The following is a 13,118-nucleotide window of genomic DNA, read 5'->3' as shown; positions in this document are numbered from 1 at the left end:
ACCTTAATGATGCCAAAAGCACTCAAAATGCAGGGTGAACGGACACAGGAGCTCTTATCATGCTAAACATAAGCTATATACCCATGATTCGAATGGAATAAGGGTTTCTGTGTCCGCAACAACGGCTAATCTAACAGCATAGCAAACAATAAGGTCTCTCATGTCCGTTACACACAAAGCGCTTATATAATTTGTCAAGATTTCGTATCTACGACAGCTGAAACTGACAATAACATTCTACTTGGCGATAAAAAAAGTACACATCGGTTATCCAACCAACATGTACTTTGTCCATCTCATTTCGTATATATAATTTTTTTAATACTATCATAGGAAAGGCAGAATTGATCTGAAAGACCGGTGATCGTCTCGCCCTTCGAGAATCGCTCACGTATTTCAGTGTTCCGCTGTCTGAGGAGTTGCCGGCTCCCTGAGTTCTCTCCCCATCTCTTGCGGATACCTTCGGGGTTAGGGATATACACGAATTCCCCGTGTACATATTTTTGAATTTCTGCTAGCAATTTTTCGGGAAGAATACCCGCTGCGTTCTGATATTTCATCATTACTCCGCTCCCTTAAAAATGAATTCATAATTTTAAGGTTGCAAAGCCTAAATAATAAACCAGATTTCACTCTACATTGCAGAATAACAATAAGCAGTTTTATTTACTTTAGCTCCATGCAATCCCTGCTCTAGTCCTCATTTAGACTTTGCATGGAGCTTTTCATTCGCTGGATCCTTGACATACTGAAACATCGTACATCCCCCTCGCTCAAAAGTTGGCATAACCCTTAGTATCATCATACACATTCTTTGTCATTTGTACAGTCGGGCAAAGCCTTCTTCGGCTCTCCTAAGCATCCATTCCTTTCAACACTTTTCGGGCACGGAGCGATAAGAAGTAACAGAGTAGTAGAATAATGGCTGCCGATACATAAGGATAATTGATATTAATGTCAAATAGGAACCCCGCTGTCACGGGACCTATGATATTCCCAAGACTTGTATAGGCCGAATTGAGTCCCGCCACATACCCTTGCTGCTCTTGGGCCATCTTGGACATCTGCGTACCGATCGCAGGGCGCAAGATATCAATCGATAAGAATACAATGAATGTTACCACAATAATCATCCAATATTGATGCACGAAAAGCGTCATAAATACTAAGAGGGCCGCGATGAGTAAGCACCATGAAATGACTTTCTTCTCCCCGAACGTATTCACAATCCACCCGAAAATCGTCACTTGTACGACAGCGCCAGCAATGGAGCCGAATGTAATGATAAAGGCGATATCTTTTGGTGTGAAATTAAATTTATGGTCAACGAACAATCCAAACACGGTCTCATAGTTGGCCAAACCAAAGGAAGTTACGAATACAATGATAAGACTTATGAAATAAGGCTCTTTGTACGAATGTAACAATTGAGTCAGAAGGCTCTGCCGAGGAACGGGGTTCTCTTGGCTCCGCAACTGATTTTCCTTCTTCAATGATTCTGGCAGAACGAACAACGTGATTAAGGCAGCAACTGCCCCTGCTACGCCGGCTGCATAGAATGGAACGCGTATCCCAAATTCTGCGATATACCCGCCGATTCCAGGACCAATGATAAACCCGGTCGTGATCGCCGCATTAATGAGCCCCATCCCTTTGGCTCTCTCTTCATCTGTCGTGACGTCCGCGGTATAGGCCATGACAGCAGGCATAATCAATGCTGCCCCTACGCCGCCCAGCATCCTGGAAGCAAAGAGTAATACGGGCGTATTAGCAAATCCGAACAATCCTTCAGAAATTGCAAAAATGACCATTCCGATTACAATAACCTTTTTCCGACCATACGTATCCGACAATCTGCCTGCTACAGGTGAACACAAGAGCTGCGTTAAGGAAAATGCCGCAACCAGCATCCCCACCGTACTCCCGCTAATATGGAGTTCGGCCATATAGGTAGGCATAATCGGGATAACTAACCCAATTCCTGTAAACACGAGAAATATATTGAACATGAGAAGCAAAATAGCCCCTCTATTTTTCATTAATAATGACATATAAAATCCTCTCTTTGTGTCAAGTTCCTATCCATAAATAAGAGCTATATTATTTCTCTATAACACAATCTTTAATAATACTGAATGTTCAGTCTGTAAAATGGCGTGGATCGGTACAGATTCATTTGGAAAATGAACGACCGCCCATGAAAGCCTGCTGCATTTCTATCATCAGTCCTGCGATTTGACAATACCGTACAAAAATACTTGGAAAGCCGAATGATATAATGTCAAGGCGTCTTCGAGATTGTATTTCCGTCGCGTCATATGACTCAGCCCCATGATCAGACTCTCCAAAATAAAAGCAAGCACCTCGACTTTGTCTGGCTTGAATTCACCGCGATCGATCCCTTCCTGCAGCAATTCCTGATTGAATTTCAGGTGTCGCGCCACCATTTCAGCGATACGCTCTTCCACGTCATTCGTTTTTTCTTCATTATTAAAAAATTCATCCGCCGCTTTGGTTAGAGGATGATTCAGATCATCCTGAACCATTAATTCTGCCATCCCGAACAGCTTATCGATCGTGGTTGGGTACAGCGCTACTTTTACTCGCCATTTCTGTTCCCACTCATAGTCCCACTCATCCAGCAAATGAAGAAATAACCCTTCTTTACTTTTGAAATGATAGTAAATGTTACCCTTGCTGCTCCCGGTTGCCGCCACGATGTCTTCAATCGAAGTTGCTTTGTAGCCCTTCTGGACAAACAGCGCTCTCGCAGCGTCAGCCACTCTTTTCTTCGTTTTTTCGGTTTGAAGCTGTTTCTTATTCATGATTTCACCTCCAACAACACCATCTGAATGACCCCAAATCCATCGTAAATAATACTGAACGTTCGTTCTGTATTATAGCAAGAAGGAGCTTTATTTTGCAACTTCTGAAGTATTTCCTTATTTCCACGAAGCAACTCCAATGTTATAGCGATATTCTCTCCTGATATACCCTGCTCTCTCACTTTCCCATTTTCCCACTTACCTACTTTCCCAACAAAAAAACAATTTAGTCTTATCCCTAAATTGTTTTTTGCATGGAAGATACCTAGTCTTCCTTAATCCATTCATTTGTTATCTACAAGAAGGACGCTCCGAGGCTCATATGTCCATGGTTCCAATTGCGCTTTGTATGGATCATCGATACGAAGAAGTTCGCCTAAGTCCTCTGCGAGCATAGGCTTACTGAAGCTGTAACCTTGCACTTCATCGCAACCATAATGAAGAAGGCAAACCACTTCTTCAATCATTTCGGCACCTTCCGCTACAACTTTGATCTTGAGATTATGAGCCAGCGTGATAATCGACGATACAATCGCTTTATCATAATCATTCTGTGTCATTCCTTGAATAAAGGAACGATCGATCTTCAATACATTAACTGGAAAGTCCTTCAAATAACTTAATGATGAGTAACCTTTGCCAAAATCGTCGATCGCCAGGCTTACCCCGAGTCCTCTCAATTTGTGAAGTGTACGTATGGACGCTGCTGTGTTCTGCATCATCATACTTTCGGTGATTTCAAGCCTTAGAAAATTTGGATCTAGGTTCGTTTCCGCGAGAATATCGCACACCGTCTCCACAAATCTCTCTTGTTGAAGTTGCCTTGCCGATAAATTTACAGAAACACAAATTGGTGTTAATCCTAGATCTATCCAGCATACATTCTGGGTACATGCCTCTCTCATCACCCACTCCCCTATTGCCGTTATGCACCCTATGTCCTCCGCAATCGGTATAAATTCGTCTGGCGGGATAATCCCCATCGTGCTGTGGTTCCAACGGATCAGTGCTTCTGCACCCACGATTCTGCCTGTCGAAATATCCACTTGCGGCTGATAGACAAGATAGAATTCCTTTCGCTCCAGCGCGCACTGCAAATCGTTTTCCAGCTTTAACCTTCTTGTTAATTGATCGTAATTAGATTGATATAATTGGTACTTATTTTTCCCTGTCTCCTTCGCTTGGTACATCGCCTGATCCGCATTTCTTAATAATGTATCCATATCCCCCCCATCTTCTGGATATATCGCGATCCCGATGCTAACCGATACATGAAGATCAAACGTATCGATAGTTAGAGGGTCCTTCATCGAATTTACGATTTTATTCGCAGTGATTTCGTATCTCTCCTGCGAATTCTTACTCGAAAGAAGCAAGGTAAATTCATCACCGCCCCAACGGGCAATGAAATGATCTTCAGGGAGGCAGGATTTCAGTCGATCCGAAATCATCCTTAACAATCTGTCGCCAACCGCGTGACCGAGACTGTCATTCACGGATTTAAATCGATCCACATCCATAAACATCACCGCAAATTGAAAATTCGAGTCTGCTTGTTCAATTAGCGCATGACACTCCTTATTGAACGATCGACGATTTGGCAGACCGGTTAATTCGTCGTGGAAGACCAAATATTGAATTTGTTCTTCGGCTTCCTCCTGAATTCCGTTCACGATCTGCTCGATTTGTCGAGCCATCCAATTAAATTGATCACCGATTAATTGAAACTCATGATCTCCTTGGACTTCAAGCTGTATATTGAAATGTCCTTGCGAGATCTGTTCTGCACCTCGTATAACCTCGCGAAGCGATAGCATAATGGAACGGTATGTCCAACGTCCGAGATATACGAAGGAAACCAATGTCACCAACAGAACAAAAGATAAGAGAACGAATAGAGTCCCTGCACTTTTGCTGTTAGCCTCAAACGTTCCATATGTAATTTGGTCTAAGCGGTATCCCAGGTGGTCTTGCTTATCAAATAGTTGGTACACCAGCGGTTGGATATCCGACAAAAAGAACTCATAAACTTGATAACTAAGCGTATTATTCCCTTTCGCAACGACAACATCGCGCTTCTGAAGATATTCTTCAAGCTTAAGGTTACAATCGGTGAACTCCTCCATCATCTCTGGATTAAAGTCGATGTAATCGAACTTCTGAATTATTGCATGGATCCGCTCAATCCGTTGCTGAGAATCCGTCTCAAGGGCATTCCTATGTCGTACATCCGTACTTAGAATCATTTCAAGCGTATTGGCATTCACCTGCCGCAGTTGCATTCGAATCTCTTGAAAATCTTGGGTTTGGAGCTGGGACCGATGTGAATACTCCGCTAATACTTGCAACCGATAACACGATAAAATTCCAAGTAACCCTACGATCGCGATCATGGTCGCGGCTGTGCTAAAACAAATACATAGTCTCTTGCGTACACTCCAATTTTTCATTTCTCACCATGGTTACACTTTGAACATGGAAATGTTCGTCTGTAATTCTTCAGCCATGGTCGTCAGTGATTCGGAAGATGCCGCTATTTCTTCCATTGTTGCCAATTGTTCTTCCGTGGCAGCTGAAATATTCTGTGTGCCCGCTGCAGAAGATACTGCCGTTTCATTAATTTGCTGGATCGTAGCGAACATTTGCTCCGTACCGGAAGCCAGATGTTGAACGGCTGTAGATACATCTTGGATTTGGCCTGCAACCGAATGAACCGCTTGCTGCACGTCTAGGAATGACTCGCCAGCAGCGTTGACCGTCATCAAGCCATTCGATACTTCTGTTGTCGCGAGATTCATGGAATCAACAGCCGCATCTGTCTCGGTTCGAATCGCATCCACAAGCGTTGAAATACGGCCTGCCGAGTTCGCGGATTCCTCTGCTAATTTACGCACTTCACCGGCGACGACTGCAAATCCTTTGCCGTGTTCCCCGACCCTTGCCGCCTCGATTGCGGCATTTAATGCAAGTAAATTCGTCTGTGAAGCAATACCTGTAATCGTATCTACAATAAGTCCGATTTCGCCCGAACGCGCACCAAGCCCTCGGATGACTTCGCCGAGTCCCTGGATGGTTTCATTAATTGTATTCATCTGGGCCGACACTGTACCTATTGCCTCAATACCACGTACGGATTTCCCCTCCGCCTGCACAGCTTGTTCCGTGACAGTCTGCGCGCTTTCCGCGATGTGTTGTGCATTTTGTGCCATGACTTCTAAAGTGCTGCTGCTCGCTTCGACAGCACGAACCTGCTCTTCCACGCCGTTAGCGATTTCTTGAACGGATACAGCAATATGCTCGCTTGCAATACTCGTTTGTTCAGCGCTTGCATTCAGCTCAATCGAGAACGCTGCCAATTGATGCGATGACTCAGCAATCTGACTGAACGAGGATCGTAATGTAATAAGCATTTGATTGAATAACTTAGCCATCATGCCAAGTTCATCTTTCGAATCGTAGTTCACATGACAGGTGAAATCTCCTGCTTCCGCTTTTGCGATAACACCTCTTACGACTTGAATCGGATATGTAATCATCTTCGTAATGGCGATGCCGAGTAAGAGACTAAGAATCATCGCAATCGCAGTTCCAATGATCATAATCAAAGAAGTTTGTTCCGCTCGTGCCGTATTATCGTCATTCAAACTTTTAGCATAAGCTTTATTATTATCCTCTAGCTTGTCCCCTAAGGAAACAATGGTATTCTGCAACGCATCTGCATGATCTTTGTAATATTGATAAGCTTCCTCATTTTTATTCTGCGCACCTAAAGATACAGTATCCTTGACAACTTTCATATAACTTTGATATTTCTGATTAATTTGCTGGATCAATTCCTTATTCTCCGATGAAATATTCGCATGCATTAACTGATTTAGGTACTCGTTATTTGCTGAGAACAGACTCTCCATTTTCAACAATAATTGTTGACCTTCTGATTCACTAACCATTTGCATGATCTGAAACGTGATCGTTTCAATTGCACGGTTATTCGCCCGATAATGTCCCAATGTCATTGTGGGGAGTGCAACATCTTGGTACATGCTCTCTGTATCATGTGCCAATCTGTTCATAACATAGATTCCGTACCCCGATAAAGCCGATGTTAGCAACAATAAGATGCCAACTAATAACGTCAACTTTTTTCCAACCCGTAAATTTCTTAGCAAGTTCATTGTTATTCCCCTTTAATTACTAAATTAGAATTCAAACCTTATATTGAAATCTATTGTAATAGTCAGGTCTTAATAATAAATTTGCTGGGCATTAAAAAAGCATGTCTTTTGGGACATACTTTCGTAACAAACATGCAGCCTATCACATCACAAATTTATAGCCTACGCCCCAAACCGTTAGAATATGTTTAGGGTGTTTTGGATCCTTTTCAATCTTTTTTCTTAATTTCGTGATATGAACATCGATGGAGCGATCGCTGACAGGAGCATCTTCGCCTCCAAGCGCAGTAATCAAGTTCTCTCTCGTGAACACTCTTCCTGGATTGAAGTAAAACAATAATAATAATTCATACTCACTAAAAGTGGTTTCAATATGCTGACCATCAATCCGTACGGTTCGTTGAATTTGGTTTATTTGTATGGAGGAGATAGATTCCGGCATATCAATCCTCTCATGAGGTTTGGTCTCATGATTGATCATTCTTCGCATACAGACGATGATTCGAGCCAGCAACTCTCTCATGCTGAAAGGTTTGCACATAAAATCATCGGCACCGGCCAACAGGGCTGTTATCCGGTCAGAAACGTTCGTTTTTATCGAAATCATGATAATTGGAATGGAACTGAAGCTCCGTATTTCAGTGCATAATTCGATGCCGTTCGCATCAGGAAGAAGGAAATCCAAGACGATGATGTCCGGGTGAAAGTCTCTTACTTGTTGAACTCCTTCTTTGCCGTAACCTACTCTTAACACGTCATAATTTTCATCACGTAAATACATTGCAATCATATCTCCGACAACATAATCGTCTTCAATTAATAGAACTTTCATTCTAACAACCTTTCGATAGTAAAGTTATTTTGCAATAACGTCCTCCAGAGAATTTAAGATTTCTTGTAATGCACGTTGTATATCAACGAGATGCAGATGGTATGCCTCACCTTGGTCCAAGACCTCTTCTAAACGAGATGCGTAATTCGTCAATGTATATGCAGAGATATGTCCAGCAACACCATGCAGCGTATGGACCATTTTATAAGCTTCTTCGGTAATCCCCTGATCAAGCACGTTATGTAGCCTCTCCGAGAAATCAGAATATTCATGATAAAAGTTCTCTAGGATTCGAATGAGAATATGTTGTTTCCCTCCAACACGATCAAGCAAAGACGAAACATCAATTCCTTGGATCCCTGTAAAATCCATATCCTTAATCGGAACGATAGATTCATGAGTTTCCCTTCGTTTTTTCACCCATTTATCCATGATAAAATCTAATTTTGTTTCACTTAACGGTTTGACGACCACATCGTTCATACCCACTTGATAATACGTGCCATGGTCCTGAACAACCATGTTGGCCGTTAGTGCGATGATAGGCACATCTCGATAACGTTCTTCCCCACGGATGATTCGCGTCGTGTCGACTCCATCCAGCTCAGGCAAATGAACATCCATCAGGATGATATCCCATTCAGCTATAGCTAATTTCTTCAGTGCATCGTAGCCATTGCTCACTACGGTAATTAGCCCACAGCGCGAACGAATCATTTCCGTAATCACAAGCTGATTGATCTCATGATCCTCAACGAGCATTACATTCACATTATGCATACAAGACATCCAGCATGGTTGTTTCACAAATCCAGATGGTGTAAGACTGCTACTTGCCTCTTCGCGTCTGTTCATGGATTCTAAGACACGATATAGTCCCTTCTGACTCACAGGTTTGATCATGTAAGCATCAGGTTGAATGTAAGCGGGATACTTCGAAAATTCATCTCGAACATGGGTCGTAACGACCCCGATGATCTTACTGTTTGTCCTTGAAACTTGATCCCTCCATTGAACCCACTTGTTCAACGTACCTTCACCTTCATACACATGCAAATCCGTCACGATGAAATCAAACGCAACGCATCGAATCTGCGCTTCTTCGAAATCCTCGCACCATTCAACTTGTATGCCCAAGGAAGCCAGCAACGCACACAAACCTTGCCGGATCACAACATCGCGTTCGATTACAAGTGCTGTTTGGTTTCTATCCATTTGCGAACTTCTCGTGATCTGTTCTACTAGCATAGGTCCTTGCGATATTTCAAATGGCAGCTGTATGGTTAATTTACTGCCCATTCCTAATGTACTTTCTAGATCAATAGATCCTCCTAAGAATTCGACCAAATACTTGCAAATAGCCAACCCCAGCCCTGTTCCGCCGAACTGGCGACTGATGTCGTCATCAGCTTGCGTAAAGGGTCTGAATATCTTATCGATCTGATCTTGTGAAATTCCAATCCCCGTATCCTCTATCGTAAATTGAATATAGGATACACCATTCGCTCGATTCATTTCTTCCACTTTAACAGATATGTAACCGTGTTGCGTAAATTTCACAGCATTCGTCAATACATTTAATAAGATTTGTTCCAGTCGTAGGGAATCGCCGTAAAACAGGGCTGGCAGGCGACTAGAATCATTGATAATAAATTTAAGCCTTTTGTTATGCAATAGACCACTAAGTATGCTTGCTAAATTTTCTAGGATTTCTTTTATGTGAAAAGTACTAGGTAGTAACTTTAATTTCCCGGATTCAATACTGGATAAATCTAAGATATCGTCGAGCATACCTAGAACGGAATGCGATGATAACAGTATTTTACCGGCATAATCTGCTTGCAACGGGGACAATTCCGTTTCTTTTAACAAATAAGATAGACCAACGATACCGCTAATCGGTGTTCGTATTTCATGACTCATATGGGATATAAATTGACTTTTCGACTGATTCTCTCGATCGATTCTCACACGCTCCGTATAATCCAAACCAACACAAATTAATGAAACGATGCAAGATTCCTCATAATGAGGGTAGATGGTAAAGGTAATATGACGATCGTTGATGATAAACTCATCCGTTACAAGGTGACCGTTCCACGCTTTCTCTAACTGATTCTTCAAATATGTTTTCGTACCCAGAGAAATGTTTTGTAATTCATCAATCGATTTTCCCGTAAGTTCTGAGGATTGTAATCCCAAATCCAACAACAACGAACCGCCCGAAACAGTAATTATAAATTCGCGTTTCCGTTTCTCTACCTTCGCAATAATACCTTGTTGATAGAATAAAATATCGAAGAGATCCGACTTGGAATCCTCCACTTGAGCTCTTACTTTACTGGATTTCATAAATAGAATAATAAGGATAACCAATTGAACCCCCACAAATTCAAAAAGCATAAATAATTGATCTATTGAAATCCAATTTCTGAATTTAGCTGCCACTAATAAAAAAGAAAAGGAATGAAGTAATATTTCCATAAGAATCATGTTCCACCTCTACGATAATCATCCAAAATAAAACGCTGGTTTTGACCTCAGCATGACGGAAAATATTTACTAAAGTATTGCGTATTTATTAACTCATCGAATTTTAACGATTAGAGACATGTTTAATAGGTCTATTGGCAGGGGAACAAATCCAAGAATTATGGATGGAAGAGAGGAAGTTGCAAGACTAGCGTACTCGTACGGTCTTAGATGATTGTAAGAGATACTTCATAAGTTCACAATATATAGACGACTGGTAAAAAAAAACACCCTATCACAACCTAAGGGCACTGGATTGCTATGTTGGATAAATCCAATAACTTTAACGGATTTGCATATGTTTTCGTGTCTAGACATGAATATACAACATGACTTTTAACCTATTTTGTTGTCGATATTTATTAAATATGTTTTCTTCATCATATCCCCCTAACAATTTCAAATTCGTGAACTTTCGTAATAACAAAAAATCGAACAGACATGATTCTGTTCGATCGTATGCGCATCTCGCATCCTGCTACTCAATTGTTCCTGTTCGAATAATATCGATATCCACCCGACCTTGTATCGAGGACTTCGGAAAGGCTTCCCTCCATTTCTCATTTTCAAGCTTAGTATGCGGCACAAGACTTCGATACTTCTCTCCGAAACCGACGCAATCCGAATTCACTTTGCGAAGCTTATCCAAAAATTGTTGCAAGTGCGCTGTTAATTCCTTGCTCAATTGACGTTTCAAAGCCTCAACTGCACCTGTTTTCTCGAATGAATAACGTTCGGAAATCTCCTGAATATCCATATCGATATGAAGATTGACGTCAAATTTAATGTTTTGGGAATCCAGAAGCTTGATCGTTCCCTTACTCTGAATCACATGAAATACGACTTTGACCTCGTCCTTGCCGTCATTCATGGCCAGAAATTGCGCCATACCACTGGCTTGCATCGCTGATTTTTTGATAACCGTTTCATACAAAAAGGACGTTTTCTCTCCTTTCATGGTCTTGAGAAAATACCCCTCTCTCGGCGTCGCTTCACCGACAATATGATCCCCATGTAACAAAGCGACGCCCTTTAACGCAATCTCCTCTCCTTCCCTTTTCATCATCGGGATCGCCAACTCCTTGGTATGAATATCCCGGCTATGTGTAAATTCATGTAAGGTCATTAACGGTCCCCAATTCCACTTCATGTTATGATCAAGCAAACTATTGACTGTGACGCCAATATTCGATTTATTTTTGTACGGATAAGTCAACAGATCCTGAACCGAGCCATCTACAATCGCAACCATGACCATATCCCCAAAAGCAGGATCACGGCTGAGGACATCCACTTCATTCAACATCTTTAAACGGAAAATATTGCGATCCAGCAAAATAACCCGCAGCTGCCCATTCGCAATTTCATGAGGGAGCATCTCATTCATTTTCCGACGAGCTCCTTTGCTCGTAGCTGCATCAACAGAAACCGTTCGATTCATATCCTTGACATCCGGTTGAGATTCCATCAATGCGGCTGTAACCTTAAAGGTATTATCTTCTTTGGCATCATATCCAATGGCAACGAGAATGGACAGACGCTCAAGCACATTCGTCTTGAGGCAGCCGCTTAGCAACAATAGGATGACAAATACCGAAATGAAGCGCAATCCTTTCACCTGGAGCCTTCCCCCTTACTGGATGCTTTCCGTCTTCGAAAAGCAAATACAATCGCAACAATACAGCTTAGTAACATCGGATACACAAAAGATAACGCAACATTCCATTTCCCGATCCATTTGTTCATCTGCGCGATTTGCGAATGCGCCTCAAAGCTGAGCGATAACGCTACTGTAATAATAGACACGATCACAAGCATCGTCTTCTGATTCCAATTCCACATACGTTTGAAGCCTCTTGTAATGGCCCATGTATTCAATAATAGTCCTGTTAGTGCTACAAGCATCCATACAGATACCACGATAAACTCCAACCGTTCCAAATACGGGTACTTGATGATCTTCAGCATATTAATCGATGGCCAGATGGAGCGCAACAGCTGAGACGGCGAGAAGTAGACGATCGATATGATCATCGTCACAAGATAGATGACATTACTGCAAGCAACCCCAAGCTGAGTGTGAAGCATCGTTCGCTCCTTATTGCGAATGAAAGGATAGAGCAGCAGAATAAGCTCGAACCCGGATAGACTAAAGCCCATTCGAACAGCGCCATTCATCACATGCCATGCATCCGTCTCCATGACCGGGAGCAGTTGCGTCCATATCGCGTATTTCAAGGGAGAGTAGAATAGGAATGCAGTGAACAGAATGACGATGAAACCTAACACACACATGCCAATAATGACACGTATCCCGCCATATCCTGCATAAATCGTTAAAAGCGAGAGCAAGACAATGACCAGCCACGCCGGAAGATCCGGAAAGATCCAAACTTGTATCACCTCGACATAATTTCGCATCATAATCGCGGTAACGCATAGATAATACAACATATACAAGCAATTCAATAGGGTCCCTGCAAGCTTGCCAAAGACATCATAATGGATGCCATACAGATCCGTAGATCCATACCTTTCAAGCATGCGAACGATTAGCCATACCGTCAAATGTGTGATCAGACCTGCAAGAACTACCGAGATCCATGCGTCATGCCCTGAGACCTGATAAATATATCGCTCATAACTAAACACACCTACGCCAATCTGAACATTACAAATGACAAAGAACAGAAGAAAAGCATGAAATTGAAAGTTCTTTCTTGGGGTATATCGTATATCCATAGCTTCTCCTCT

General features: G+C 42.1%; 9 protein-coding genes. All 9 read right to left on the bottom strand.

Annotated features, from left to right (window positions below):
- Positions 1-296 precede the first annotated feature (296 nt).
- Entirely contained in the window at positions 297-560 is a 264-nt protein-coding gene (locus tag BVG16_RS10675; RefSeq protein WP_078498553.1) for a CD3324 family protein, read from the bottom strand.
- A 294-nt stretch (positions 561-854) separates the two neighbouring features.
- On the bottom strand, positions 855-2,051 hold the full coding sequence (locus BVG16_RS10670) for an MFS transporter (RefSeq protein WP_078498552.1): 1,197 nt from the start codon (positions 2,049-2,051) through the stop codon (positions 855-857).
- Between the two features lie 171 nt (positions 2,052-2,222).
- Positions 2,223-2,825, bottom strand: a complete 603-nt coding sequence (locus BVG16_RS10665) for a TetR/AcrR family transcriptional regulator (protein WP_078498551.1) — start codon at positions 2,823-2,825, stop codon at positions 2,223-2,225.
- A gap of 284 nt (positions 2,826-3,109) precedes the next feature.
- Positions 3,110-5,275, bottom strand: coding sequence for an EAL domain-containing protein (locus BVG16_RS10660; protein ID WP_078498550.1), 2,166 nt, complete (start codon positions 5,273-5,275; stop codon positions 3,110-3,112).
- A 12-nt stretch (positions 5,276-5,287) separates the two neighbouring features.
- Positions 5,288-7,000: a methyl-accepting chemotaxis protein gene (locus BVG16_RS10655; RefSeq protein ID WP_078498549.1), complete on the bottom strand. Its 1,713-nt coding sequence runs from the start codon at positions 6,998-7,000 to the stop codon at positions 5,288-5,290.
- 142 nt (positions 7,001-7,142) lie between these two features.
- Positions 7,143-7,832 (bottom strand): response regulator transcription factor, encoded by a 690-nt coding sequence (locus tag BVG16_RS10650; RefSeq protein WP_078498548.1) that lies wholly within the window; start codon positions 7,830-7,832, stop codon positions 7,143-7,145.
- Positions 7,833-7,856: 24 nt separating this feature from the next.
- Positions 7,857-10,316 carry an ATP-binding protein gene (locus tag BVG16_RS10645; RefSeq protein WP_158081663.1) on the bottom strand — a complete coding sequence of 820 codons (2,460 nt, stop codon included), beginning with the start codon at positions 10,314-10,316 and terminating at the stop codon, positions 7,857-7,859.
- Between the two features lie 526 nt (positions 10,317-10,842).
- Entirely contained in the window at positions 10,843-11,982 is a 1,140-nt protein-coding gene (locus BVG16_RS10640) for a Ger(x)C family spore germination protein (protein ID WP_078498546.1), read from the bottom strand.
- On the bottom strand, positions 11,979-13,106 hold the full coding sequence (locus BVG16_RS10635; RefSeq protein WP_078498545.1) for a GerAB/ArcD/ProY family transporter: 1,128 nt from the start codon (positions 13,104-13,106) through the stop codon (positions 11,979-11,981). The genes BVG16_RS10640 and BVG16_RS10635 overlap by 4 nt, the downstream gene beginning before the upstream one ends.
- Positions 13,107-13,118 lie beyond the last annotated feature (12 nt).

Origin of the sequence: Paenibacillus selenitireducens (assembly GCF_002021565.1) — a bacterium.
In the GTDB taxonomy this organism is placed as follows: Bacteria; Bacillota; Bacilli; order Paenibacillales; family Paenibacillaceae; genus Paenibacillus_K; species Paenibacillus_K selenitireducens.
The sequence above is the reverse complement of the archived record's forward strand: the minus strand, read 5'-3'. Positions and strand labels throughout refer to the sequence as shown.